The organism is Azospirillum sp. UENF 112521, from assembly GCF_058780665.1.
In genome coordinates this window covers 451147-476825 of record NZ_JBSNCI010000003.1, presented here as the reverse complement: position 1 = coordinate 476825, position 25679 = coordinate 451147, and the positions used below count along the sequence as shown (strand labels likewise).

The 25679-nt window shown below is 67.8% G+C and carries 21 protein-coding genes and 1 pseudogene; 17 read left to right on the top strand and 5 right to left on the bottom strand.

Features of this window, described 5'->3' with window-relative positions; translation table 11 throughout:
* Positions 1-7 precede the first annotated feature (7 nt).
* The 17 genes and pseudogenes from ACWPN8_RS17890 to ACWPN8_RS17810 all read left to right on the top strand — a co-directional run bounded on the left by ACWPN8_RS17890 (position 8) and on the right by ACWPN8_RS17810 (position 18598).
* Entirely contained in the window at positions 8-988 is a 981-nt protein-coding gene (locus ACWPN8_RS17890) for an ABC transporter permease (RefSeq protein ID WP_109448225.1), read from the top strand.
* Positions 985-1827: an ABC transporter permease gene (locus ACWPN8_RS17885; RefSeq protein WP_109048938.1), complete on the top strand. Its 843-nt coding sequence runs from the start codon at positions 985-987 to the stop codon at positions 1825-1827. The genes ACWPN8_RS17890 and ACWPN8_RS17885 overlap by 4 nt, the downstream gene beginning before the upstream one ends.
* 4 nt (positions 1828-1831) lie before the next feature.
* On the top strand, positions 1832-3523 hold the full coding sequence (locus ACWPN8_RS17880) for an ABC transporter ATP-binding protein (protein ID WP_492241678.1): 1692 nt from the start codon (positions 1832-1834) through the stop codon (positions 3521-3523).
* Positions 3524-4504, top strand: a complete 981-nt coding sequence (locus ACWPN8_RS17875) for a ketopantoate reductase family protein (protein ID WP_492241677.1) — start codon at positions 3524-3526, stop codon at positions 4502-4504.
* A gap of 52 nt (positions 4505-4556) precedes the next feature.
* Positions 4557-5798 (top strand): Zn-dependent hydrolase, encoded by a 1242-nt coding sequence (locus ACWPN8_RS17870; protein WP_492241676.1) that lies wholly within the window; start codon positions 4557-4559, stop codon positions 5796-5798.
* 28 nt (positions 5799-5826) lie between these two features.
* Positions 5827-6879, top strand: a complete 1053-nt coding sequence (locus tag ACWPN8_RS17865) for a histone deacetylase family protein (protein ID WP_492241675.1) — start codon at positions 5827-5829, stop codon at positions 6877-6879.
* The gene (locus tag ACWPN8_RS17860; protein ID WP_492241674.1) at positions 6876-7784 is read left to right on the top strand and encodes a DMT family transporter; all 909 of its coding nucleotides are present in this window, start codon (positions 6876-6878) and stop codon (positions 7782-7784) included. The genes ACWPN8_RS17865 and ACWPN8_RS17860 overlap by 4 nt, the downstream gene beginning before the upstream one ends.
* Positions 7785-8057: 273 nt before the next feature.
* A pseudogene (locus ACWPN8_RS17855) lies at positions 8058-8219 on the top strand (PAS domain-containing protein); the annotation flags it as partial.
* Between the two features lie 30 nt (positions 8220-8249).
* Complete coding sequence (locus ACWPN8_RS17850; RefSeq protein WP_492242097.1) at positions 8250-9734, top strand: diguanylate cyclase domain-containing protein; 1485 nt, start codon at positions 8250-8252, stop codon at positions 9732-9734.
* A 293-nt stretch (positions 9735-10027) separates the two neighbouring features.
* Complete coding sequence (locus ACWPN8_RS17845) at positions 10028-10909, top strand: formate/nitrite transporter family protein (RefSeq protein WP_492241673.1); 882 nt, start codon at positions 10028-10030, stop codon at positions 10907-10909.
* A gap of 73 nt (positions 10910-10982) precedes the next feature.
* A complete protein-coding gene (gene eno, locus ACWPN8_RS17840) occupies positions 10983-12260 on the top strand; it encodes a phosphopyruvate hydratase (RefSeq protein ID WP_492241672.1) in 1278 nt (425 codons plus the stop codon).
* Positions 12261-12719: 459 nt separating this feature from the next.
* Positions 12720-14162 (top strand): bifunctional enoyl-CoA hydratase/phosphate acetyltransferase, encoded by a 1443-nt coding sequence (locus tag ACWPN8_RS17835; RefSeq protein ID WP_492241671.1) that lies wholly within the window; start codon positions 12720-12722, stop codon positions 14160-14162.
* 12 nt (positions 14163-14174) lie between these two features.
* A complete protein-coding gene (locus tag ACWPN8_RS17830) occupies positions 14175-15401 on the top strand; it encodes an acetate/propionate family kinase (protein ID WP_492241670.1) in 1227 nt (408 codons plus the stop codon).
* 75 nt (positions 15402-15476) lie between these two features.
* The gene (locus ACWPN8_RS17825; RefSeq protein ID WP_492241669.1) at positions 15477-16427 is read left to right on the top strand and encodes a DMT family transporter; all 951 of its coding nucleotides are present in this window, start codon (positions 15477-15479) and stop codon (positions 16425-16427) included.
* Positions 16428-16476: 49 nt separating this feature from the next.
* Entirely contained in the window at positions 16477-17235 is a 759-nt protein-coding gene (gene pgk / locus ACWPN8_RS17820; RefSeq protein WP_492241668.1) for a phosphoglycerate kinase, read from the top strand.
* 71 nt (positions 17236-17306) lie between these two features.
* Complete coding sequence (gap, locus tag ACWPN8_RS17815; RefSeq protein WP_492241667.1) at positions 17307-18314, top strand: type I glyceraldehyde-3-phosphate dehydrogenase; 1008 nt, start codon at positions 17307-17309, stop codon at positions 18312-18314.
* A 38-nt stretch (positions 18315-18352) separates the two neighbouring features.
* Positions 18353-18598, top strand: coding sequence for a hypothetical protein (locus tag ACWPN8_RS17810; protein WP_109450837.1), 246 nt, complete (start codon positions 18353-18355; stop codon positions 18596-18598).
* 81 nt (positions 18599-18679) lie between these two features.
* Here ACWPN8_RS17810 and ACWPN8_RS17805 read toward each other — a convergent pair whose 3' ends face one another.
* The 5 genes from ACWPN8_RS17805 to ACWPN8_RS17785 form a co-directional block, all read right to left on the bottom strand.
* A complete protein-coding gene (locus ACWPN8_RS17805) occupies positions 18680-19741 on the bottom strand; it encodes an FUSC family protein (RefSeq protein WP_247873230.1) in 1062 nt (353 codons plus the stop codon).
* Positions 19742-19902: 161 nt separating this feature from the next.
* A complete protein-coding gene (locus ACWPN8_RS17800) occupies positions 19903-21156 on the bottom strand; it encodes a c-type cytochrome (protein ID WP_492241666.1) in 1254 nt (417 codons plus the stop codon).
* Positions 21153-22925 carry a GMC family oxidoreductase gene (locus tag ACWPN8_RS17795; protein WP_492241665.1) on the bottom strand — a complete coding sequence of 591 codons (1773 nt, stop codon included), beginning with the start codon at positions 22923-22925 and terminating at the stop codon, positions 21153-21155. The genes ACWPN8_RS17800 and ACWPN8_RS17795 overlap by 4 nt, the downstream gene beginning before the upstream one ends.
* A gap of 3 nt (positions 22926-22928) precedes the next feature.
* Positions 22929-23711, bottom strand: a complete 783-nt coding sequence (locus ACWPN8_RS17790; RefSeq protein ID WP_492241664.1) for a gluconate 2-dehydrogenase subunit 3 family protein — start codon at positions 23709-23711, stop codon at positions 22929-22931.
* A 241-nt stretch (positions 23712-23952) separates the two neighbouring features.
* A complete protein-coding gene (locus tag ACWPN8_RS17785; protein ID WP_492241663.1) occupies positions 23953-25623 on the bottom strand; it encodes a caspase family protein in 1671 nt (556 codons plus the stop codon).
* Positions 25624-25679 lie beyond the last annotated feature (56 nt).

Sequence of the window (25679 nt, the reverse complement as noted above, 5' to 3'; positions counted from 1 at the left end):
CCTGCCCATGCTGGGATTCGCCCAACTCTTCGCGAGCCGCCTCGTCAAGGCCGCCGCGATCCTGATCGCCATAGTGGTGATGAACTTCTTCCTCGTCCATGCCGCCCCCGGCGACCCGGCCATGGTGATGGCGGGCGAGGCGGGGGCCGCCGACGAAAAGTTCGTGACGCAGCTGCGCGAGCAGTTCGGGCTCGACCGGCCGATCTACGAACAGCTCGGCACCTATATCGGCAAGGTCGTGCAGGGCGATCTCGGCTTCTCCTACCGCCAGCAGCGGCCCGTCTGGGACATCCTGGCGGAACGGCTGCCGGCCACCCTGGTTCTGACGCTGACCGCCTTCATCCTGGCGCTCGCCGCCGGCGTGGCGCTCGGCACGCTGGCGGCGGTCACCGTCGGCACCTGGGCCGACAGTGCCATCACCGTCATCGCACTCCTCGCCTATGCCACACCGATCTACTGGATCGGGCTGATGCTGAGCCTCCTGTTCTCCATCCAGCTCGGCTGGCTGCCGGCCTTCGGCTACGAGACCATCGGCGCCGGCTATACCGGATTGGCGCATGTGGCGGACGTGGCGGTCCACCTGATCCTGCCGGTCATCACGCTGGCGCTGTTCTACATGGCGGGCTATGCGCGCCTGACCCGCGCCTCGATGCTGGAGGTGCGCAGCCTCGACTTCGTCAAGACGGCGAAGGCCAAGGGACTGACGCAGGGCCGCATCGTCACCCGCCACGTCCTGCGCAACGCCATCCTGCCGGTCATCACCGTCGCCGGCATCCAGGCCGGACAGCTGGTCGGCGGCTCCATCCTGATCGAGACGGTGTTCGCCTGGCCCGGCATCGGCCGGCTGGCCTTCGAGGCGGTGCTTCAGCGCGACTATCAGGTGCTGCTGGGCATCTTCCTGGTCACGTCGATCATGGTGATCCTCTTCAACATCCTGACCGACATCCTCTACGGCCTCGTCGATCCGCGCATCCAGGTGTCGCAATGATGAATTCCGATTTCTGGCGGGCCTTCGCCCGCAACAAGGGTGCTGTCCTGGGGCTGGCGATCCTGATCGCCATCGTGGTTCTGGCCGCCTTCGCCTCGGTCTTATTCCCCGGCGATCCGTGGGAGATGGCGACGGCGCCCTTCCAGCCGCCGCTGTCGGAGGATGCGCTGCTGGGCTCCGACATGCTGGGCCGCGACATCGCATCCGGCATCGCCCACGGGGCGCGGGTTTCGCTGCTGATCGGCCTGACCTCCACGGCGGCGGCGCTCGCCATCGGCGTCACGCTGGGGGCGCTGGCCGGCTTCCATGGCGGCAAGGTGGACGACGCCATCATGCGCTTCACCGAGCTGTTCCAGACCATTCCGAACTTCGTTCTGGCCGTGGTGCTGGTCGCCATCTTCACACCCAGCCTGACCACCATCGTGCTCGCCATCGCCATCGTCAGCTGGCCGCCGCTGGCCCGTCTGGCCCGCGCCGAATTCCTCAGCCTGCGCTCGCGCGAATTCGTCCAGGCCGCCATCACCACCGGCCAGAGCAACAGCACCATCATCCTGCGCCAGATCCTGCCGAACAGCCTGTCGCCGATCATCGTGTCGGCCTCGCTGATGGTGGCGACCGCCATCCTGCTGGAAAGCTCGCTGAGCTTCCTCGGCCTCGGCGATCCCAACGCGATGAGCTGGGGCTACATGATCGGCGCCGCCCGCACGGTGATCCGGCAGGCTTGGTGGATGAGCGTCTTCCCCGGCCTCGCCATCGTGCTGACCGTGCTGGCGCTGAACCTCGTCGGCGAGGGGCTGAACGACGCCCTGAACCCGAAGCTCGCCCGGTCGCGGGGGTGATCCGATGAGCCAGTTCAACGTTATGCGCACCCCGCCGGAGACCGCCGCCATGAACACCCCCCTGTTGGATGTGCGCGGGCTCAGCATCGCGCTGCCGCCGGGCGCCGACCGCCCGCTGGCGGTGGACAACCTGACCTTCACCCTGAATCCCGACGAGATCCTCTGCGTGGTCGGCGAGTCCGGCTCCGGCAAGTCGATGACCGCGCACGCCATGATGGGGCTGCTGCCGGCTCCCCATGTCCGGGTATCCGGCGGCAGCCTGCTGTTCAAGGGCAAGGACGTGCTGGCCATGCCGGAGGCGGAGCAGCGCAGCCTTCGCGGCGGCCGCATCGCCATGGTGTTCCAGGAGCCGATGACGGCGCTGAACCCGCTGATGCAAGTCGGCCGCCAGATCGGCGAGAGCTTGCGCGAGCACACCGCCCTGCCCGCCCCCGCCCGCCGCGCCCGCGTGGTCGAACTGCTGGACCAGGTCGGGCTGCCCAACCCGGCCGAACTGGCCGAAGCCTATCCTTTCCGCCTGTCGGGCGGCCAGCGCCAGCGCGTGATGATCGCCATGGCGCTGGCCTGCCAGCCCGACATCCTGATCGCCGACGAGCCGACCACCGCCCTGGACGTCACCACCCAGAAGCAGATCCTCGACCTGATCCGCTCGATCCAGGCCGAACGCCACATGGGCATGATGTTCATCACCCATGATTTCGGCGTGGTGGCGGAGATCGCGCACCGGGTGGCGGTGATGCGCCACGGCAAGCTGGTCGAATATGGCGCGGCATCGGACGTGCTGAACCGGCCGCAGCACCCCTACACCCGGCAGCTGATCGCTTCGGTCCCGCACTACATCGAGCATCGCGACGACCATGCCAAGACGGGCGCGCCGCTGCTGGTCGCCGACAAGGTGCGCAAGGTGTTCAACGTCGGCGGCGGGCTGTTCAAGAAGTCCAAGCAGGTGGTGGCCGGCGACGACCTGTCGCTGACCATCCACCCCGGCGAGACCGTCGGTCTGGTCGGCGAATCCGGGTCGGGCAAATCGACGCTCGGCCGCTCCATCGTCGGGCTGATCAAGCCGGATTCGGGGCGCATCCTGTTCGAGGGCACCGACCTGCTGGCGCTCGACCGCAAGGGCTTCCGGCCCTACCGCCGGGCGGTGCAGATGGTGTTCCAGGACCCCTACGCCTCGCTGAACCCGCGCCACCGCGTCGGCGACATCGTGGCGCAAGGCCCGGTGGCCTTCGGCGAGGACCGCGGCAAGGCACTGGCCCGCGCACGGGAACTGCTGGCGATGGTCGGGCTAGACGGTTCGGCCGCCGACCGCTTCCCGCACGAGTTCTCCGGCGGCCAGCGCCAGCGCATCGGCATCGCCCGCGCGCTCGCCATGGAGCCGAAGCTGCTGGTGGCGGACGAGCCGGTGTCGGCGCTCGACGTGTCGGTGCAGGGGCAGGTGCTGGACCTGCTGGACGACATCCGCAGGCGGCTGAATCTCGCCATGCTCTTCATCACCCACGATCTGCGGGTGGCGGCCCAGGTCTGCGACACCATCGCGGTGATGCGCCGCGGCAAGATCGTGGAGATGGGCACTGCGCGGGAGGTCTTCACCCATCCGCGCGACGCCTACACACGCAGCCTGCTCGACGCCATTCCCGGCAAGGCCTGGCACATCCCGGACGACCTGCAAAACGTCCCGGCAGGAGCGCACTGAATGAAGGTCGCCATCATCGGGGCCGGCGCCGTCGGCGGCCTGCTGGCCGCCCGGCTGGGCGCCACCGACGCCGAGGTAACGCTGGTCGCCCGGCCGAACGCCGCATCCGCCATCCGCCGCAACGGCCTGACCATGGTGACGCCGCTGAACCGCGTCGCCCGGCTAAGCCCGCGCGTCACCGACGACAGCCTGTCGCTGGGACCGCAGGATCTGGTGTTCCTCTGCGTCAAGGCCCATGCGCTGCGCGGCACCATCGACACGCTGACGCCCCTGCTGGGACCGGAGACCGCAATCGTGCCGATGGTCAACGGCATCCCCTGGTGGTATCCGCACCGCCAGCCGGAGCCGCTGGCCGACCGGCCGCTCGCCAGCGTCGATCCCGACGGGCTGCTGTGGCGCACCATCGACCCCGACCGGGTGGTGGGGGCGACCAGCTTCGTCGCGGTGGAGGGCGACGGTCCCTGCCGCATCCGCCATGTCAGCGACCAGCGCTTCGTGTTCGGCGATGCCGGCGACCGCGACACCCCGGCGGTCGACCGCATCGTGACGATGTTCGGGCAGGCGGGATTCCAGCCGGCGAAGACCGCCGACATCCGGCAGGCGATCTGGGTGAAGCTGTGGGGCAACCTCGCCTTCAATCCCTTGAGCGTGCTGACCGGATCGACGCTGGGCCGGCTGTGCAACGACCCCGGCACGCGGGAAACCGGCCGCGCCATGATGCTGGAGGCCAAGGCGGTGGCGGAAAAGCTGGGCGTGGTCTTCACCACCAGCGTGGACGAACGCATCGCCATGGCCGCCGGCGTCGGCGACTTCAAGACCTCGATGCTGCAGGACTACGAGGCCGGCAGGCGCCTGGAGCTGGATGCGATCCTGGGATCGGCGATCGAGCTGGCGGAGCGGTGCGGCGTGGACGTGCCGATGCTGCGTGCCGTGCTGGCGATGGTCGATCTACGGGCACGGGAAAGGCGCGAAGCGGCCTGACCGCTCTCCCCGCTCACCCTGCCTTCAACGAAAAATTCTGCGTGGAGTTTCCATGTCCCTCCCCTCCAATCTGCCCATCGACGGCCAGCGCCTGTGGGACAGCCTCGCCGACATGGCGAAGATCGGCGCCACCGCGAAGGGCGGCAACTGCCGCCTCGCCTTGTCGGACGAGGACAAGGCCGGCCGCGACCTGTTCGTCTCCTGGTGCGAGGCCGCCGGCTGCACCGTGACGGTCGACCGCATCGGCAACATCTTCGCCCGCCGCAAGGGCCGCGACGACAGCTTGGCCCCGGTGGTGATGGGCAGCCATCTCGACACCCAGCCGACCGGCGGGCGCTTCGACGGCGTGTTCGGCGTGCTGGCGGCGCTGGAGGTGGTGCGCTCGCTGAACGACCGCGGGGTGGAGACGCTGCACCCGGTCGAGGTCGCGGTGTGGACCAACGAGGAGGGCTCGCGCTTTTCGCCGCCGATGATGGGATCGGGCGTCGTCACCGGCGTCTTCACGCTGGACGAGATTCTCGACAAGGTGGCGCAGGACGGCGCGCGGCTGGGCGATGAGCTGGTCCGCACCGGCTATGACGGCGAGGCTCCGGTCGACCACCCGATGCACGCCTATCTGGAGGCCCACATCGAACAGGGGCCGGTGCTGGAGGTCGAGGGCAAGGAGATCGGCGTCGTCACCGGCGCGCAGGGCCAGCGCTGGTACGAGGTGACGGTGACGGGTGTCGAGGCCCATGCCGGCCCGACGCCGATGCGCCTGCGCCGCGACGCACTGGTCGCCGCCTCGGCGATGGTGCAGGCGGTGCAGCGGGTCGGGCTGGAGACGGCGGGCGACCCCTGCGCCACCGTCGGCATCCTCGACGTCCACCCGCATTCGCGCAACGTCATCCCCGGCCGCGTCTTCTTCACCGTCGACCTGCGCCATCCGAACGCCGACACGCTGGCCGACATGGACCGGCGCTTTCGCGCCGCGGTCGCGGCGATTGCCGAGCAGAACGGGGTGGGCGCCGAGATCGCCGATTTCTGGCACTTCCCGCCGACGCCCTTCGCCAAGCCGCTGGTCGACCGGGTGCGCGAGGCGGCAAGCGGCTTCGGCTTCAGCCATCGCGACATCGTGTCGGGCGCCGGCCATGACGCGGTCTATGTCGCGGGCAAGGTGCCGACGGCGATGATCTTCATCCCCTGCGAGGACGGCATCAGCCACAACGAGGTCGAGAACATCGCCCCCGCCGACGGTGCCCGCGGTGCTGCCGTGCTGTTCGAAACGCTGGTCGCCACGGCTGGAAAGCCCTGAGCCTGTCCGCTCTCCGGAGAGTTCCCCCATGAAGTTCGTCCATCACCCCGACGCCGCCCTGCACCGCCCCGCCACCTACTTCAACAAGGGCCTGCTGCGCGCCCTGCCGGAGAAGCCGGAACGGGTCGGCGCGCTGGCCTCGCTAATCGAGAAGCGCGGCGAGACGCTGATCCTGCCCGACGATTACGGCTCCGCCCCACGTGCCGCCGTGCATACCCCCGCCTATCTCGCCTTCCTGGAGACGGCGCATGCGCGCTGGGTGGCGGCGGGCGACATGGGCGACGTCGTGCTGCCCAACGTCCACCGGATGCAGGCGGCCCCCAACTACCCCACCGGCATCGTCGGGCAGGCCGGCTGGCACATGTTCGACACCGCCTGCCCGATCGGCGAGGGCACCTGGGCCGCCACCTGCGCCGCGACCAACGCCGCCATCCACGCGGCGAAGCTGGTCGCCACCGGGGCCGACAGTGCGGCCTATGCCCTGTGCCGGCCGCCGGGGCACCATGCCACCCGCGACATGGCCGGCGGGTTCTGCTACCTGAACCATGTCGCCGTTGCGGCGGAGTCGGTTCTGCCGCTGCTGCGCGCCCAGGGCCGCCCGGCGCGGGTGGCGATCATCGATGTGGACGTCCATCACGGCAACGGCACGCAGGACATTTTCTACGAGCGCGACGACGTGTTCTTCGTCTCGGTCCATGGCGATCCGGCGGAGTTCTATCCGCACATGGCCGGCTACGCGCAGGAACGCGGCATCGGCCGCGGCGAGGGCTACACCCTGAACCTGCCGCTGCCCATCGGCAGCGATGAGGCAACGGTGCTGGCGACCATCGGCAAGGGGCTAGACGAGATCCGCCGCTTCGCTCCCGAGATGCTGTTCGTCTCGCTGGGCTTCGACACCTTCATCGACGATCCGCTGGCCGCCTTCGGCGTCACCACGCCGGGCTTCGCCCGCATGGGCGCGCTGCTCGCCGCAGCCGGACTGCCGACGGTTCTGGTGCAGGAGGGCGGCTACGCCATCGACGATCTGTCGGCCAACCTGTCGAGCTTCCTGGATGGGTTTGAGGGCAAGACCGTCGCATGACCGCCGTCGCCGCCAGCGGCGCCGGCCGCGATCCCGTCAAATATCTGCTGATCGCCGTCATCAGCCTGTTCTGGGGCCTGAACTGGCCGGCGGTGAAGACCATCCTGACGCAGATGCCGATCTTCAGCCTGCGGGCCATCGGCTTCACCGCCGGGGCGGTGCTGCTGCTGGGGGCGGCACGACTGGCCGGACACCGGCTGCGGGTGGAACGGGGGGAATGGCCGGCGCTGGTGGCGGCGGGGCTGTGCAACGTGCTGGTCTTCAACCTGTGCACGGCGCTGGGCCAGAGCCTGATGGCGACTTCGCAGGCGGCCATCGTCGCCTTCACCATGCCGGTGTGGGCAACCCTGCTGGCGATCCCGCTGCTGGGCGAGCGGCCGGGGCCGCGCCAGATCGTCGGGCTGGCCTGCGGGCTTGCCGGTCTGCTGGTCCTGCTGGGGCCGGCAGCACTGTCGGCGCCCCCGTCGCAATTGGCCGGCCCGGCGGTGATGCTGGTGTCGGCGCTGGCCTGGGCGCTGGGTACCATCGTGATGAAGCGGCGGGTCTGGCGCACCCACCCGATGGTCATCACCGGCTGGCAGTATGTGTTGTGCGCCCCGCCGATGATCCTTCTGGCGGCGACGGAGACGAGGCCGGCGCTGTCCGAAATCCACCCCGAGGTCTGGGTCGGCTTCGCCTGGCACATCGTCTGTTCGCTCTGCGCGGCGCAGGCCCTGTGGTACGTCACCGTCCGCCGCCTGACGGTGGGAGAGGCGGCGGTCAGCACCCTGCTGATCCCGGTGGTGGGCGTGAGCGGCGCCGTGCTGCTGCTGGGCGATCCGGTGACGCCGCGGCTGGCGGCGGCGCTGGTGCTGATCCTGGCCGCGGTTGCCTGCGTGTTGGGGCCGAAGCCGGCCGGGCGCTGACGGTCCGCTCGGCAGAGCTGCCGCTTCCCCAAGCCAGAGACAAGTCGAAGTTGCGCGCCGCCCCGCGATATCCAGGAGCTGGATTTGCCCTGACCGGCCTTCCGAGCGGATCGGCGGAAGCCTCCGCCTAAGGCGCAGTCGAATATTACAGGCGCCCCGGTGCGCCGTCGCTATGCACGCGTCATCCCGGCTGACCTGCAACAATGCATTCGTATGAATTTAACGTTTACGCCCGTATGCTGTCGACGATCTCCACCTTGAGTTCCCTTTGCCATGGGCGCCGCAGCCTGCACCAGCCACCTGTCGGATCGTCATTGGTCTACGAATGATTTGTCGGCCTTTTGCCTGATCTCCGATCCGGTTTGGGTCATCGATTTGCAAACAGGCGATATCTTGTGGGCCAATCGGGCGGCTTGCGACCTTTGGGATGTCCGGTCGGTCCGGGAACCGGCCGCTGTCGGCGGTTTGCCCGAAACGGTCCGGCGGAGCCTGCCAGATTATGCCCGGCGCCTGTCGGACGGCGGGCGGATCGGTGAGCGCTGGACGGTCGGCACCGAGGGAGACGGCCGGGGAAAGGACGGGAGTGCCGAGACCGTCCTGGCCTGCGACTGCTCGGGGATCCGCCTGACGGACGGGCGTCTGGCGATGCTCATCCATGCAAGGCCGCTTGCAGGGATGGAGCCGACGCCTGCGCCGAAGCTGCACCTGTCGCGGATGGTCGAGAATCTGCCGATGGCCGCCGCCTATGTCGAGGGCGAGCGGATTTTCGTCAACCACGCGGCGGAACGGCTGATCGGCTTCCGGCAAGACGAGTTGCCGACGATGGAGGCATGGTTCAAGTCGGCCTATCCCGGCCGGGACCGGGAAATTCGTCAACGCTACGATGCCGCGCGGCAGGCGGAGGCCTCGGTGCTGACCGAATTGCAGGTGACTCGCAAGGACGGCGCCCGTCGCTGGATCCGTTTCTTCGCCTATCTCACCCATGGCGGAGAGGTGTGGCTGATGGAAGACGTGACCGACCAGCGCGCCACACTGGAGGCATTGCATCAGGAACGTGCCGTCCTGCAAAGCCTGATCGATTCGATGCCCGACATCGTCTTCTTCAAGGATCGCGACGGCGTCTTCCTGAACTACAACCGTGCCTTCCTCAATTATGTCGGCTGGCACCTCAATTCGAATGGCCGCCTGCGCGACATCGATATGGTCGATGGCGATGCGGCGGAGCGTCGCCGGCAGACCGACCTGCGCGCCATGCGGGAGGGGATGACCCGCGGCGAGGAGTGGTTCGTCTATCCCGACGGACGGCGCCGGCTGATGGAAACGCTCAAGACCGCCTGCCGCGACCCGCAGGGCACCATCCTGGGCGTCGTCGGCATCTCCCGCGACATCACCGACCGGCGGGAGATGGAGGAGATGCTTCGCCGCAGCGAAGCGGAAAAGGACCATCTCGCCAACCATGACCCGCTGACCGGCCTGCCAAACCGCCGGCTGTTCTTCGCCCGCACGGACTCGGCACTCGCCCACGCCCAGCGCATCGGCCAGCCGCTTGCCCTGCTGTTCATCGACCTCGACGGCTTCAAGCCGGTGAACGACCGGCTGGGTCACGATGCCGGCGATCGGGTCCTGCGAATGACGGCGGAACGTCTGACGGCATGCCTGCGCGCATCCGACCTCGTGGCGCGTATCGGCGGGGACGAATTCACGGTGCTGCTGGAAGGCGCCGGGTCGCTCCGCGATGTGGAGCACGTCGCCGGCAAGCTGATCCAGGCGGTGTCGGCGGAGATCGAACTCGGCCGCGACACCCTGTCGGTGGGCGCCAGCATCGGCATCGCGCTGTATCCGCGGGATGCGGGCAACGCCCAGGATCTGCTGAAGGCCGCCGACGATGCGCTCTATCAGGCCAAGCATGCCGGCCGGGGCCGATTCATCGTCTGCGTACACCCTCGCTGAGCCGTCGGCAGGGCCATGATGTAGCAACACTACAGAAGCGCACGCGACGCGGGATCCAACAGCTCCACGCTTTAAAATCCTTGTTTTTCTGTGACCTTCCTCTCAATTACCGCCCCTCCCCTGCGACCGAATTGCTCAAGCGACGCGCTTGCCAGCCTCCTCCCGACAGGAGTATGTAGTAAAGCTACATGGCGGGAGCGAAACCGGTCCCTGGCCGCGATTTTGACAGCGGCAGGGCCCGGCGGCTTCCCCGACGGGCCAGCACCGATGCGCGGCAGCGAGGACATCGACCGATGAACATGGACAGCAAGGATGTGGGAGGCTGGAGCCAGCCCACCCCGCAAACTCTCGACGCACTGATGCCCGACGCCATCGCGCTCGCCGCCGAAAACCTCGGCGTCAAGAAGGCACATTACGACACTCCCACCCTGTTCGCCCTGGCGGTTCTCGCCGGTGCCTTCATCGCCATGGGCGGCCTGTTCGCCACCGTCACCATGTCGGGTGCCGAAGGCATGCTGCCCTATGGGGTGACCCGGCTGCTGGGCGGTCTGGTCTTTTCGATGGGGCTGATCCTGGTGATCGTCGGCGGTGCGCAGCTGTTCACCGGCGACGCGCTGATGGTGATGGCCTGGGCCAGCGGCCGGCTGCATGCCCGCGAGATGATGCGGGTGTGGACGACGGTGTGGATCGGCAATTTCGTCGGCGCCACCGGCACCGCCCTGCTGGTCTTCCTGTCGGGACAATACACCTTCGGCCATGGCGCAGTCGGCGCCTCCGCCCTGTATTTCGCGGTAGCGAAGAGTTCGCTGCCGACGACCCAGGCCTTCTTCCTCGGCATCCTCTGCAACGTGCTGGTCTGCCTGGCCGTCTGGCTGGCGCTCGGCGCGCGCAGCGTCGGCGACAAGATCCTGGCGATCACCTTCCCGGTCGCCGCCTTCGTCGCCGCCGGCTTCGAGCACTGCGTCGCCAACATGTATTTCGTCCCGCTCGGCCTGCTGATCGAATGGGGCGCGCCGGACAGCTTCTGGCACGACCTCGGCCGCGCCGCCCCGTCCATCCCGGTCGGCCATTATCTGGTCAACCTCGCCGCGGTCACGCTCGGCAACTGGATCGGCGGAGCGGTGATGGTGGGCGCCGTTTACTGGTTCATCTACCGGCGCCCGAAGCTGCGCTGAGCGCGGGCCTTTCAAACCTCTCCCGACATGTCTGCGAACTGTCATCCCCTCAAGAAACGGGACATCCCTTCCCATGAGCGCCATCACCGAAATCCGCGCGCGCGAAATCCTCGACAGCCGCGGCAATCCCACCGTCGAAGTCGATGTCACCCTGGAGACCGGCGCCTTCGGCCGCGCCGCGGTACCGTCGGGCGCCTCGACCGGCGCCCATGAGGCGGTCGAACTGCGCGACGGCGAGAAGAACCGCTTCGGCGGCAAGGGCGTGCTGAAGGCCGTGCAGTCGGTCAACGGCGAGCTGTCCAAGGCGCTGGTCGGCATGGACGCCGCCGACCAGCGCGTGCTCGACATGACCATGATCGAGATCGACGGCACCGAGAACAAGGGCCGCCTCGGCGCCAACGCCATCCTGGGCGTGTCGCTGGCGGTCGCCCGTGCCGCCGCCGAGGATGCCGGCCTGCCGCTCTACCGCTATGTCGGCGGCGCCTTCGCCTCGCTGCTGCCGGTGCCGATGATGAACATCATCAACGGCGGCGCCCATGCCGACAACCCCATCGACATCCAGGAATTCATGATCATGCCGGTGGGCGCCGAGACCGGCGCCGACGCCATCCGCATGGGTTCCGAGATCTTCCAGTCGCTGAAGAAGAAGCTGAAGGACGCCGGCCACAACACCAATGTCGGCGACGAGGGCGGCTTCGCCCCCAACATCGGCTCGACCGACGAGGCGCTCGGCTTCGTCATGAAGGCGATCGAGGCTGCCGGCTACAAGCCGGGCGACGACGTCATGCTCGCCATCGACGCCGCCTCGACCGAGTTCTTCAAGAACGGCAAGTATGAGCTGGCCGGCGAAGGCAAGTCGCTGTCGCCCGAGCAGATGGTCGCCTACTGGACCGACCTGGCCGCCCGCTTCCCGATCATCTCCATCGAGGACGGCATGGCCGAGGACGATTGGGACGGCTGGAAGGCGCTGACCGACGCCATCGGCAGCAAGGTGCAGCTGGTCGGCGACGACCTGTTCGTCACCAACCCCAAGCGTCTGGCCCAGGGCATCCGCCAAGGCGTCGCCAACTCGATCCTGGTGAAGGTCAACCAGATCGGCACGTTGTCGGAGACGCTGGAAGCCGTCGACATGGCGCATAAGGCCGGCTACACCGCCGTCCTGTCGCACCGTTCGGGCGAGACCGAGGACAGCACCATCGCCGATCTGGCGGTCGCCACCAACTGCGGCCAGATCAAGACCGGCTCGCTGAGCCGTTCGGATCGCCTCGCCAAGTACAACCAGCTGATCCGCATCGAGGAGCAGCTCGGCGCAGCATCCCGCTTCGCCGGCCGCGGCATCCTGAAGGCCTGAGATTTGTCGAGCTCCTGAAGTCCCCTGCCCGGCGATCCCTCCACCCGCCCTCTCCTGCCCCCGGAGAGGCGATAACGGCGGCAGGGAACGCTTCTAAAGGGACTTCAAGGACGGGCGGCGGGCGCCCTTATCGCTGAGACGTCCCGCCGTTGTGCCCCCTCCTCCCGTCTCTCCCCGGGGGAGGGGGAAGCCCCGCCAGACCATCCCGCAGAATTCGGCCACCGGCCACCTGCGGCATAGTGTCAAGGCCCGGGGTTTCCGACGGTTCTATGTTGCGATGCACAGTTAATATATTAATATATCTAAGGTTCCTGGCGCGGCGCAGAACGCTGGCGCAAAACGGGCGACGACCTCGGACGATACACTGGACGGCCATGCTTTCCGTCCCGTCCCGCCGCCGCCCCATCGGACCGTAGAAACGGGCCGCTCGCTCGACCCGGTCAACCGGAGTGTTCAAAAATGCGTGCCAGTGGTGAAGCCCTCGGCAATGGCGCTAGCGCCGTCGTCGAGAATGTGACCTTCGAAGAAATCCAGATCGGCCAGTCGGCCAGCCTTTCCCGTCAGCTGACGCTGATGGATGTGGAGCTGTTCGCCACCGTTTCGGGCAACATCAACCCGGCCCATCTCGACCCGAAATTCGCCGCCGACAGCCGGTTCCAGAAGGTGATCGGTCCCGGCATGTGGACCGGCTCGCTGATCTCCGGCGTGCTCGGCACCTATCTGCCCGGCGCCGGTTCGCTCTATGCCGGCCAGAGCCTGCAGTTCCGCCGCCCGGTCGGCCTGGGCGACATCGTCACCGCCACCGTCACCGTGATCGAGAAGCGGCCGGCCAAGAACGTCGTCGTCTTCGACTGCGTCTGCACCAACCAGGATGGCGAGATCGTCGTGCTCGGCACCGCCGAGGTGATCGCCCCGACCCAGAAGGTCGTCCGTCCGGCGCATGAGCTGCCGCAGATCCAGATGATCCGCCACGACAAGCACGACGCCTTGCTCGCCAAATGCGACGAGCTGCCGCCGGTGGTCACCGCCGTCGCCTACCCCTGCGATGCCAGCTCCCTCCAGGGCGCCGTCGAGGCTGCCGAGGCCGGGCTGATCGAGCCGATCCTGGTCGGGCCGGAAGCCCTGATCCGCAAGGTCGCCGCGGCCGGCGGGCTCGACATCGCCCGTTACCGCATCGTCGACGCCGCCCACAGCCGCGCCGCCGCGGCAGCCGCCGTGGCGCTGGCCCGCACCGGCGAGGCCGAGGCGGTGATGAAGGGCAGCCTGCACACCGACGAGCTGATGGGCGAGGTGGTGAAGAAGGAAACCGGCCTGCGCACGGCCAGCCGGATCAGCCACGTCTTCCTGATGAATGTGCCGACCTATTCCAAGACGCTGCTGATCACCGACGCGGCGATCAACATCTACCCGACGCTGGAAGACAAGGTCCACATCGTCCAGAACGCCATCGGCCTCGCCAAGATCCTGGGCGTCGCCACCCCGCGCGTCGCCATCCTGTCGGCGGTCGAGACGATCAACCCGAAGATCAACACCACGCTGGAAGCTGCCGCACTGTGCAAGATGGCCGACCGCGGCCAGATCACCGGCGGCATCCTCGACGGCCCGCTGGCCTTCGACAACGCCATCTCCGCCGAGGCCGCCCGCACCAAGGGCATCGCTTCCCCGGTCGCCGGCCAGCCGGACATCCTGCTCGCCCCCGACCTGGAGGCCGGCAACATGCTGGTCAAGCAGCTCTCCTTCCTGGCCAACGCCGACCTCGCCGGCATCGTGCTGGGCGCCAAGGTGCCGGTCATCCTCACCAGCCGCGCCGACAATGTGCGGGCACGGCTCGCTTCCTGCGCCGTCGCCTCGCTGGTCGCCGCCGCTCAACGCCAGCCGAAGCTCGCTCTGGCCGCCGAATAGGACGTTTTCGTCATGGTCGCACTGTCAAACTCCAGCGAGGACGCCTGCCTCGTCATCAATGCAGGGTCCTCCAGCCTGAAATTCTGCGTCTTCCAGGGTGGCAGCGCCGCCGAGATCGCCCCGGTTGTCACCGGCCAGATCTCCGGCATCGGCACCGCCCCCCGCTTCGAGGCGAAGGACGCCGCCCGCAACAAGATCGCCGACCACAGCTGGGCCGCCGGTGAGAATCCGGGCCGTCCGGAGCTTCTGCACCATCTGCTCGACTGGATCGGCGGCACGCTGAAGGGCGCCACGCTGGTGGCCGCCGGCCATCGCGTCGTCCATGGCGGTACCCGCTTCTCCGCCCCCGTCCGCGTGACCCCGGCGGTGCTCGACCAGCTGGAGGAACTGATCCCGCTCGCTCCCCTGCATGAGCCGCACAACATCGCCGCCATGCGGGCGCTGGCCCAGGTCTACCCGTCGCTGCCGCAGGTCGCCTGCTTCGACACCGCCTTCCACCAGACCCAGCCCTGGCAGTCGCAGACCTTCGCCATCCCGCGCGAACTGACGGCGGAAGGCATCCGCCGCTACGGTTTCCATGGCCTGAGCTACGAGTACATCGCCCACCGCCTGCCCCAGGTGGCGCCGGAACTGGCGAACGCCCATGTGGTGGTCTGCCATCTCGGCAGCGGCGCCAGCCTGTGCGCCATGCGCGGCGGGCACAGCGTCGATACCACGATGGGATTTACCGCGCTGGACGGCGTGCCGATGGGCACCCGGCCGGGCACCATCGATCCCGGCGTGCTGATCTATCTGATGCGCGAGAAGGGCTACGGAGCCGACGAGCTGGAGACGCTGCTCTACCACAAGTCGGGCATGCTGGGCGTGTCGGGCCTCTCCAACGACATGCGTGACCTGGAGAATTCCGACCTGCCGGCCGCTGCCGAGGCGGTGGAGCTGTTCTGCCACAACGTCGCCAAGCAGGTGGCGGCTCTGGCCGGCTCGATGGGCGGGCTGGACGCGGTGGTGTTCACCGCCGGCGTCGGCGAGAACTCGACCCTGGTGCGGTCGCGGGTGGCGGAGAAGCTGTCCTGGCTCGGCGTCGCCATCGACCCGGCGGCCAACCGGGCGAAGGCGACCCGCATCTCCGCCCAGGAGAGCCGTGTGCCGGTCTTCATCATCCCGACCGACGAGGAACGGATGATCGCCCGCCACACGCTGGGCGTCATCGCCGCGGAGCAATTGAGCCGGGCGGCGTAAGCGCAGCAGACGCCGGCAGAATTCCCTCTCCCGCACCGGGAGAGGGAGACCTCCCCGGGGCAAGAAAGCGTCATCATGGAACAGATCCCCACACCACCAGCCACACGCCCGGCCGAAAACGTCCGGCTCGGCATCCTGTCGATGCTGCTGGCGATGGCCCTGATGACCATCATGAACGCACTCGCCAAGATCCTGGCGGAGAGCTATCCGCTGGGCGAGGTCACCTTCTTCCGCAACCTGTTCGCCCTGCTGCCGGCGGTCGCCATGGTCGCTGCGGCGGGCGGGCGGAGCTGCCTGCACACCGACCATTGGCAGGGGCATCTGTGGCGGGCCATCGTCGGGCTGGCATCGATGGTGCTGCTGTTCTGGGCCTATCACCTGATGCCGCTGGCCAATGCGGTGGCGATCTCCTACTCCGCCCCGCTGTTCCTCACCGCCCTCTCGGTGCCGCTGCTGGGGGAGAGGGTCGGCGCCTTCCGCTGGGGTGCGGTGGCGGTCGGCTTCGCCGGGGTGCTGATCATGGTCCAGCCCGGTGCCGAGATGATCGACCGCGGGTCGCTGGTGGCGCTGACAGCCGCGGTCTGCTACGCGTTGGCGATGATCGCCATGCGCCAGTTGGGCCGCACGGAAAAGCCGGTGACGACGGTCTTCTATTTCACAGTGGTCTCGACCCTGCTCAGCGCGCTGGCACTGCCGTTCGGCTGGACGACGCCGGACGGCCATGCACTGGCGCTGATGGCGGGGATGGGGATCGCCGGCGGTGGGGCACAGTATTTCAGCACGCGGGCCTATTCGCTGGCCCGGGCGGTGGTGGTCGGCCCCTTCAGCTATGCCAGCCTGATCTACGCGACGATCCTCGGCTGGCTGGTCTGGGGCGATGTGCCGGCCCCGCATGTGATCGTCGGCGCCACTGTGGTGATCGGCAGCGGACTGCTGATCCTCTACCGCGAAACCCGCCACGCCGCGGCGTCCCCATCGAAGCCTTGCACAACACCGTCGGGCGCCGGGCCGATCCGGACCGCCTGACCGGCAAAGAACGAACGACAAGACTGGTTCGAAGAAAAGGACAGGCATCATGCTTACGACCGATGTCCGAGGCAATTCGGCCCCCCGACCGACAGGCCGGCTGCATCTGATCACGGGTGGTCGTGATGCAGCCGACCCATCCCAGCCGACACTGTTCACCCCGGCCCGCAAGGCGGGACGGTCCGACCACGCGGTTTGCGCCATCGTCGGCGGTACCACCCTGTCCGCCAAGCTGGAGCTGCTGGGTCGGCTGGTGACGCGGGTCGACGTTCTGGCGCTGGGCGGCGGCGTCGCCAACACCGTCCTGGCGGCGACCGGCACCGACATGGGCGCCTCGCTGTGCGACTATGGGCTGATCGACGAGGCCCGCAAGCTGCTGGACCGGGCAAAGACCTGCGGCTGCGAGCTGCTGCTGCCGGTCGACGTGGTGGTGGCGAGCGATGCACGGAGCGGAACGGAGGACCGTATCGTCCCCTGCTCCGCCATCGGGCCGGAGGACATGGTGCTCGACATCGGTCCGGCAACCATTGCGCGGCTGACCGCCTGCGTCGAGGCCGCCAGGACCGTGGTGTGGACGGGGCCGCTCGGCGTCTATGAGATCGCCCCCTTCGACGGCGGCACCGACGCGCTGGCCTGGTTCATCGCCCGGCGCACCCGCGACGCCGGCCTGCGGTCGGTGGCTGCCGGTAACGACACCATCGCCGCGCTGACCGCGGCGGGGGTAGAGAACCGCTTCAGCGAACTGACCAGCCGCGACGCCCTGCCGGACTGGCTCGATGCAGCCACCCCGCGCGCCGTCCCCGCCTGATCGCGGGCTTGCGCGCCGATATCGGAATTCCTGCGGGTCGAAACCCGCCTTATGAACGACTGGAGCACATCATGGCTGTACGGGTAGCGATCAATGGGTTCGGCCGCATCGGCCGTCTGGTTCTGCGCGCCATCTACGAGAGCGGCCGCAAGGACGTGGAGGTCGTGGCGATCAACGACCTCGCCGATCTGAAGGCCAATGCGCATCTGCTGAAGTACGACAGCGTCCACGGCCGCTTCCCCGGCACCATCGAAACGGGTGACGGCGTCCTGATCGTCAACGGCCACTCCATCAAGGTCGTGCAGGAGCGTGACCCGGCCAAGCTGCCGTGGAAGGATCTCGGCATCGAGATCGCCATGGAATGCTCTGGCATCTTCACCAAGCGCGCCGACGCCGCCAAGCATCTGGAAGCCGGTGCGCAGAAGGTGCTGATCTCTGCTCCGGCCACCGACGAGGACATCACCGTCGTCTACGGCGTCAACCACGACAAGCTGACCGCCAAGCACCGGATCGTCTCCAACGCGTCCTGCACCACCAACTGCTTGGCCCCGGTGGCCTTCGTGCTGAACAACCTCGTCGGCATCGAAAAGGGCTTCATGACCACGATCCACTCCTACACGGGTGACCAGCGGATCGTCGACACCAACCACAAGGACCTGCACCGCGCCCGCGCTGCGGCGCTGAACATGATCCCGACCTCGACCGGTGCGGCCAAGGCGGTCGGCAAGGTCCTGCCGAAGCTGAAGGGCAAGCTGGACGGCACGGCCATGCGCGTTCCGACCCCGAACGTGTCGGTCGTCGACTTCAAGTTCACCGCCAAGCGCGCCACCTCGGTCGAAGAGATCGTCAAGGCGATCTCTGAGGCCGCCAACGGCCCGCTGAAGGGCGTTCTGGGCGCCTATGACGAGGAGCTGGTGTCGTCGGATTTCAACCACGATCCGCACAGCTCGACCTTCGCATGCAAGGAGACAAAGGTCGTCGACGGCAATTTCGTTCGCGTCATGGCATGGTACGATAACGAGTGGGGCTTCTCCAACCGGATGGCCGATACCGCCGTCGCGATGGCGAACGCCAAATAAGACCAACCAGCCCGACCCAGACCAGAAGGAGCCGGACGATGAGCAAGACGATCATGTGGGCCGAAACCGATGCCAAAGGCTTCGAGTCCGAGTGCCTGTTCAACGAGGACAGCCGCCAGTACGAAGTGATGGTCTGCGCCTCGGGTCGCCGGCTCTGCCGGTCGGAGTCCTTCCCGGCCCAGTCCGACCCCATGCAGGGCATGAGCGACGAGGACCGCCAGCAGGCGCTGCACTGCGCCGAACGGCTGGTGACCGAGATCGAACACGATCTGGGCGACCGCTGAACGCGCAAGCCCGGACATCGTGAAACGGCCAGGGCCGGCATCCTCGCGGTGCCGGCCCTTTCGTCGTCCGGCGTCAGTAGCCTACCGATGGGCGGCGAAGTCCGCCGTCCGTTCGACGAGGTCGTCCAGGTTGCGGCGGAACTGCTCCAGCGCGAAGCCGGTGCCGAACATCCGCCACAGCCAGTCGGTCGGCATGTCGCGCGTCCGCCTTTCCGCCCGCGTGCGGTCGATGCCGGCCCGGTAGCCTGTCAGCGCATCGGCGAGCGCCGTCGAACGGTCGGGCGGCTGGCCGGTGGCGAGGGCGTCGGCCAGACCGCGCAGGGTGGATGCGCCCGCCGCCGCGACCGGTGTCCAGTCGGGGCAGACGTCGCGGTCGGCAATATCCTGCCGGGGTTCCCCCACCGCCCGGCGCAGCATCACCACGTCGTGCCGCAGCCGCATCAGCGTGCGGAGCAGCGGATCGGGGTCGGGCATGTCGGCCAGCCGGCTCCGCCGCTCCCGCGCGGCCTCGCCCACCAGGGTTTCCAGCCGGGCCAGGGCTTGCCGGGTCCGCACCACCAGCCGGTTCATGACGGCCTGGGACGCGTCGTCGGCGACCGCCAATGCCTCCAACTGCTCCGCCATCAGCCGCGCCACCTCCGCTGCCGTGTCCAGCACCGAGCGCGAGGCGCGGGCCGGCACCACCAGCAGTGACACCAGGATGCCGACGATGCAGCCGAGCCCGACCTCCAGCATGCGGTCGGTGGCGAAACTGAGCGGGCCGAGGCTGGCCCCGGCGCTGCCCAGCAGCACGATGATCGCGGTGATCGGCGCGATGCGGAAGCCGGCCGACTTGGCGGCGAGGTAGGACAGCGGCGCCACCGCCGCAAGCAGTGCCGCGGCACGCGCCAGCCCGTCCGTATGCGGGACCAGCATGGCGATCACACCGCCATAGGCCACACCGACCAGCGATCCGAAGAAGCGGTCCAGCGCCGCCTTCAGCGAACCCCCGACATTGCTTTGGGTGACGATCAGCGCGGTTATGACGGCCCAGTAGCCCTGCGGCAGGCCCAGCATCTCCGCCAGCGCAAAGGTTGCGAGGGAGGAGGCGGTCATCCGCAAGGCATGCACCAGCTTGGACCGGTTGCGTGTTATCCACGACACCGGAACGCTCCGCCAATCGCTCATCCCATCAGTCCCGGGCCATCTCCAACTGATGCTCAGTGTCCACCATGACGACGCAGATCGCCAGAGACGGTGCGGCACATCCATCGTCCCGGAGAAAGGGCAGCGGCGGTCGGTTCGCCGCCGCTGCACCGCTCCGTTCAGTTCGCCTGGGCCAGTGTCTTGCGCACCTTCGCCACGTCCCCGGCGCTGACCGGCGGAGCGGCATTGCTCCAGCTGTTGCGGATGTAGGTGACGACCGCCGCCACGTCGGCATCGGTGAGCCGCCAGCCGAGCGGCGGCATCGCCGGGCCGGTCGGACGGCTGTCGGTCGCCACCGCGCGGGAGCCGTCCAGCACCAGCCGGATCAGCGTCGCCGGATCGTCGGCTTGCACCAGACCGCTGCCGGCCAAGGTCGGGAACAGGAAGGTCTGGCCCTTGCCGTCGCCGCCATGGCAGGCCATGCAGGTGTCGGTATAGACCGCCCCGCCCGTCCTCATCCGCACGTCATCCGCCGCCAGCGGCGCCGGCGCCTTCCCCTCGGGCGGCTTCTGGTCGAGCAGATAGGTCGCGATGGCCTTCAGATCGGCGTCGGTCATCTTGGAGCTGGAGTTCTGGATTTCCTCCGCCATCGGGCCGGAGGCGAGCGACTGGTGGTTCGCCCCGGTCTTCAGGTATGCGATCAGCTGGTCGACCGACCAGTTGCCGATGCCCTGCCGCTTGTCCGCGGTGATCGACGGGGCATACCAGGCCTGGAGATTGGCCCCCTGCAAGGCCCGGTCGTTGTCGTCGGCGCCGAGCGCGCTCTTCGGCGTGTGGCAGGTGCCGCAATGGCCCAGCGCCTGGACCAGATAGGCGCCACGGTTCCACTCCTCCGACTTCTGCGGGTCGGACTTGAAGCTCGAAGGCTCGAAGTTCAGCAGGTTCCAACCAGCCATGAGCAGCCGGATGTTGAAGGGGAAGGGCAGCTGATTGGCTTCCACCGCATTGCTCACCGGCTCCAGCGTCTGGAGATAGACCCACAGCGCATGGATATCGTCGTCGGTCATCCGGGTGTAGGCTGGATAGGGCATGGCGGGGTAGAGCCGCTTGCCGCCGCGGCCGATGCCCTCGCGCAGGGTTCGCCGCAGATCCTCTTCGGTCCAGTTGCCGATGCCGGTTTCGCGGTCCGGCGTGATGTTGGGGGCGACCAGCGTGCCGAACGGCGTCTGCAAGGCCGCTCCGCCGGCATAGGGCTTGCCGCCCGGCAGGCTGTGGCAGGCGACGCAGTCGGCGGCGGTGGTGACATAACGGCCGCGCTCGATCAGGGTGAAGTCCTGGTCGTCGGCGAGGGCTGGCGCCATGACGGCGGCAATGACGCTGCATGACGCCGTGACCAGCAGGGCCGCGGCGATGGCGAGACGGATCCTGGTCATGCGTGCACCAAGGGGCCGGGGGATTTCAGGTAGTGGCTGCGGATCGCATCCGCCGCGCGGAAGGCCAGCGCCCCCACCGTTCCGGTCGGGTTGAAGCCCGAATTCTGCGGGAAGACGTTCGCCCCGACGGTGAAGACGTTCGGCACGTCCCAGCTTTGCAGGAACGGGTTCACCACGCTGGTGGAGGGGTCGGCTCCCATCGCCGTGCCGCCGACCACATGGGTGGACTGGTAGGGCACCGTCGACCAGGGCCCGGTGCGCGGATATTCCACCGCCTGCTGGGCGCCCATGGCGCGGACGATCTCCCCCACCTTCTTGGTGACATAGGCCGACATCTTCACGTCGTTCTCGGGGAAGTCGAAGGTGATGCGCATCAGCGGCCGGCCGAGCCGGTCGGTATAGGTGGGGTCGAGGTCGAGGAAATTGCCGCGGTTGGCATAGCTGCTGGCCTCGCAGCCGACGCTGAGATTGCTGAGATAGCTGTCGCGCATCGCCTTCTTCCAGCCCGATCCCCAGGCCGGGGTGCCCGGCGGCGTCGGCCGCTTGGAGATCGGCTCCGCCCCGATGGGCGCGCAGCGCGTGCTGCCGCCGCCGAGGAAGCCCAGCGGCCCATGGTCGAAATTGTCGTTGTTCAGCTCGTCGATCGCCATGCCGGTGGCGCCGCCGCCGATGAAGTTGTTGAAATTGTATTTGGCGGGATCGAAGAAGCCGACGACCTGATTGGCCATCTGGTAGCAGAAATTCCGTCCCACAACGCCAGTGCCGGTGCTGGCGTCGTAAGGCTTGCCGATGCCGGACAGCAGCATCAGCCGCACATTGTCCAGCATGAAGGCGCAGAGGATCACCAGATCGGCCGTCTGCTCAAGCTCTTCGCCAGAAGTATCGACATAGGTGACGCCGGTCGCCTTCTTGCCGGTGGAATCCAGATTGACCTTCAGCACCTCGCACAGCGTGCGCAGCTCGAAGTTGGACTTGCGCATCAGCACCGGCAGCACCGTGGTCTGGGCGCTGGCCTTGGAATAGTTGGCGCAGCCGTAATTGGTGCAGAAACCGCAGAAGGTGCATTGCCCCATCGTCACGCCCAGCGGGTTGGTGTAGGTGCGCGACAGCAGGGAGGACGGGATCGGGAAGGGCTTGTAGCCCATCTTGGCGGCCGTCTCGGCGAACAGGGTCGGACCATAGGTCTGCGCCATCGGCGGGTTGGGGAACTCGCGCTTGCGCGGCCCCTCGAATGGATTGCCGCCCTCCTGGATCCGGCCGTTCAGGTTGCCGGCCTTGCCCGAGACGCCGGCCAGATACTCGAATTTGTCGTAATAGGGCTCCATGTCCTCATAGGTCAGGCCCCAGTCCTGGATCGTCATGTCATTCGGTATGGCCTGGGCGCCATAACGCTCGGTAAAATGAGAACGCAGCCGGAAGTCGGCGGGCGAGAAGCGCCAGGTGATGCCAGCCCAATGCACACCGGCGCCGCCGACGCCGTTGCCGGGATGGAAGGAGCCGAACTGCCGCATCGGCAGCGCCGTCTGGCCGGCGTTGTTGCGGGCGGTGACCGTCGTCTGCGCCGGGCGCAGCATCAGTTCCTGGCGCGAGTTGTAGCGCAGTTCGTCCGCGGCATAGCCGATGTTGAAGTCGGTGGCGGTATCGCGCCAGGGGCCGCGCTCCAGCGCCACCACGTCCAGCCCTTCGTCGCACAGCTCGTTCGCGATGATCGAGCCGGTCCAGCCGAGGCCGACGATCACCACATCCTTGTGGGGTAGTTTGCGCGCCATTCCTCAGCCCTTCCTGGCCCAGTCGCCGCGGCCGCCGATCGACACCGGCGGCAACGTGTATTTCTGATTGTGCTTCAGCACATGGTCCCGGTAGTCGTAACGGGTTCCGGGGAATCCGATCATCTTCCAGCTGACCATGTCGCGGTTGCCGCCATAGATCGGGTCGGCGAAGAACCCTTCCATGGTGTTCTGCAACAGCAGGCTGAAGAGGTTGCCGGAACCGACCGGACCGCCGAACGTCGCGTCGCCCGCTTCCATCGCCGCCAGCAGCTTGTCCTTCTGCTCCGGCGACAGGTCGGTGAAGCTCTTGCCGCCCATCGTCCGACGGCAATGGTCGTCCAGCGCCTTCAGACCCTGGCGGTACGTCTTCGCTGGGGTCAGGTCGGTCTGGTCGCCCTGGGTCGGCAGGCCGGGCTGGAACGGCCCCTTCATGTACAGCCGGTCGGAGGTGCCGTAATGGCCGGACAGCTGCCGGTCGATGAAGACGGCGCAGCCGGCATCCTTGCCGCTGACGCTGAGATCGTCCGCGGGGATCAGCCGTTCGACGATGGCCTCGACCAGTTCGCCCTCGCGCGGGGTGAAGAAGGTCCAGGGGCCGGGAAGGACTTGGCGGGGCGGCTCGATGGAACCGGAATCCCAGGGCAGCCCGGTGCCGAACAGGAGTTTCGCCCGGGCGCCGGAGGCGGTCAGCGCCACCAGCCCCATCGCCGTGGTGGCGAGGAAACGGCGGCGGCTGGTGTGGAACACGCTTGGCTGGCCCGTATTCGGGCTTTTGCTTGGCTTCATGTCTGGATCATCCCGGAATCGTCACAACCGCAGCCGGTGTCGCATTGCACAACAGATCAGCGGTGGAACGATAATTTCCAATGATCGAAAGACATACACCCGGGCTCAATGGCGCACGCCGTCATCATTGGGCGATGATCGAGCACAAACGGTCAGTGCAGGGGGCGCAAATGTAGTGTCCACCGGTGGTAACCGCAGGCGGACACTGACCTGTGGCGACGCAACCTTTCGGTGCCCTCCGTCACTCCTCTTCCTCGTCTTCCTCTTCCTCCGGGACCTCTTCGAAGACGATCCTGTCGCCTACGGCGTAGAGCATGCACTCGTGGTTGCCGCCGGACTGTTCGCACCGCTCCAACGCCGCGTCCTTCGCCTCTTCCTCGCTGTCGCGATCCCAGACGGTCGCCCAGCGCCCGGCCAGCGTCACCGCCAGCGCCTTGTGGCCGGGGTTGCGCTGGTAGTTCACCATGCCGACCTTGCGGGTGTGGTCGCTGACGAAGGGTACGCGCGCCGGATCGAAACGGCCGGCTCCGAGGATTTCCACCGGCATCGGCGTGAAGCCCTTGGCGTCCATCACGACGGCGTCGCCGACCGCATAGAGGGTGCAGGGTTCCTCCGCGCGATACTGGCAATATTGCAGGGCGCTGCGCTTGACGTCATCCTCGGTCCGGCTGTTCGATTTGTTGGAGAAATAGGCGTAATTGCCCTTGGTCGAGATCGCCAGCGCCTTGGGCGAGGGCAATCCGCTATAGATCGCCAGCGTTTGCCGCGACTTGGCGTTGAGATAGGGGATCGCCGCCACATCCAGTGGCCGGGCCAATGGTGCCGCCGGAGCCGGGATTGCCGAGGGGGCCGGGATCGGCGCCGGGGCAGGAGTTGGGCCGGGAATTGGAGCGGGAACCAGCGGGGCGGCGAGTGCCGCGACCGAAAGCTGGGCCCGCTCCGCTGGCACCGTCCCACCCAGTTCGGCGACGCGCGCCTCGGCGATGGGGGCGAAGGTGCCTTGCGGGAACTGCTTCAGATAGGCTTCGAACAAGCCGCGGTTGGAACTGCCCTTGATGCTGTCCCAGAACAGCGTCTCCTTGTCGGCGCTCGCCGCGGAGGCCGCAGGCGCTGCATCGGCGGCAGGCGCCGTCACCACCGTGGTCGGCCCCAGGAAATAGAAGCGCCCTTCGATGGGAGAGGCTGAAACCCAGGGCTGCTGCACCCCGCCGGAATTGCGCTTCACCGCGATGCCGACATCGTTGAAGATATCGAACACCGCCTCGCCCGGCTTCAGCATCGCCTTCGACAGCACCTCGGTATAGGGGCTGTTGGAGCCTGCGCCATCCGCCGCCACGGCGCCCGGCTGGGTCGCATAGGCGATGATGGTCCCGGCGGGGGCCTGCATCTGCGCCAGGCCCGGCAATGCCGCACGCATGCCGCGCCCGCCGAAGGGGTTGTTGCGGCAGGCGTCCAGGATGACGATGTTCAGCCGGCTTTCCGCCAGCGCCATCTCGTCAAGCACCATGGCGACGTCGATCAGTTCGTACCGGACGTCCGCTTCCTTCTCCAGGTTGGCGGAAACCGGCAGCAGGTAATTGGTGCCCCGCGCCTGCATGCCGTGCCCGGCATAGAAGAACAACCCGACATCGGCCCCGACCAGCTTGGCGCCGAAGCTGCGGATCGCCCGTTCCGTTCCCGCCCGGTCCAGATCGAGCTGCGGCGCCCCGCCGATCAGCTCGAAACCGGCCGCGCGCAGGGACTCGGCCATCGCCTTGGCGTCGTTGGTCGGGTTGGGAAGCCGCGGCGCAAAGCGGTAGTCGCTGTTGCCCAGCACCAGCGCCACCCGCCGTTCCGCCGCGGCCTCACCGGAGGCCGCCACCCAGACGAAAAGCGACAGGGCGAGCGCGACGGTGCGTCCCAGGATCTTCAAGGCCGATTTCCTTCGGATCGAAAGCAGTTCCGGCACTTTGCCCAGGCAACGGGGCG

Bases quoted from the DNA above. Each gene is read 5' to 3' on its own strand.
- ACWPN8_RS17890 (WP_109448225.1), top strand. From the start codon at position 8: ATGCTGGGATTCGCCCAACTCTTCGCGAGCCGCCTCGTCAAGGCCGCC.
- ACWPN8_RS17885 (WP_109048938.1), top strand. From the start codon at position 985: ATGATGAATTCCGATTTCTGGCGGGCCTTCGCCCGCAACAAGGGTGCT.
- ACWPN8_RS17880 (WP_492241678.1), top strand. From the start codon at position 1,832: ATGAGCCAGTTCAACGTTATGCGCACCCCGCCGGAGACCGCCGCCATG.
- ACWPN8_RS17875 (WP_492241677.1), top strand. From the start codon at position 3,524: ATGAAGGTCGCCATCATCGGGGCCGGCGCCGTCGGCGGCCTGCTGGCC.
- ACWPN8_RS17870 (WP_492241676.1), top strand. From the start codon at position 4,557: ATGTCCCTCCCCTCCAATCTGCCCATCGACGGCCAGCGCCTGTGGGAC.
- ACWPN8_RS17865 (WP_492241675.1), top strand. From the start codon at position 5,827: ATGAAGTTCGTCCATCACCCCGACGCCGCCCTGCACCGCCCCGCCACC.
- ACWPN8_RS17860 (WP_492241674.1), top strand. From the start codon at position 6,876: ATGACCGCCGTCGCCGCCAGCGGCGCCGGCCGCGATCCCGTCAAATAT.
- ACWPN8_RS17845 (WP_492241673.1), top strand. From the start codon at position 10,028: ATGAACATGGACAGCAAGGATGTGGGAGGCTGGAGCCAGCCCACCCCG.
- eno (WP_492241672.1), top strand. From the start codon at position 10,983: ATGAGCGCCATCACCGAAATCCGCGCGCGCGAAATCCTCGACAGCCGC.
- ACWPN8_RS17835 (WP_492241671.1), top strand. From the start codon at position 12,720: ATGCGTGCCAGTGGTGAAGCCCTCGGCAATGGCGCTAGCGCCGTCGTC.
- ACWPN8_RS17830 (WP_492241670.1), top strand. From the start codon at position 14,175: ATGGTCGCACTGTCAAACTCCAGCGAGGACGCCTGCCTCGTCATCAAT.
- ACWPN8_RS17825 (WP_492241669.1), top strand. From the start codon at position 15,477: ATGGAACAGATCCCCACACCACCAGCCACACGCCCGGCCGAAAACGTC.
- pgk (WP_492241668.1), top strand. From the start codon at position 16,477: ATGCTTACGACCGATGTCCGAGGCAATTCGGCCCCCCGACCGACAGGC.
- gap (WP_492241667.1), top strand. From the start codon at position 17,307: ATGGCTGTACGGGTAGCGATCAATGGGTTCGGCCGCATCGGCCGTCTG.
- ACWPN8_RS17810 (WP_109450837.1), top strand. From the start codon at position 18,353: ATGAGCAAGACGATCATGTGGGCCGAAACCGATGCCAAAGGCTTCGAG.
- ACWPN8_RS17800 (WP_492241666.1), bottom strand. From the start codon at position 21,156: ATGACCAGGATCCGTCTCGCCATCGCCGCGGCCCTGCTGGTCACGGCG.
- ACWPN8_RS17795 (WP_492241665.1), bottom strand. From the start codon at position 22,925: ATGGCGCGCAAACTACCCCACAAGGATGTGGTGATCGTCGGCCTCGGC.
- ACWPN8_RS17790 (WP_492241664.1), bottom strand. From the start codon at position 23,711: ATGAAGCCAAGCAAAAGCCCGAATACGGGCCAGCCAAGCGTGTTCCAC.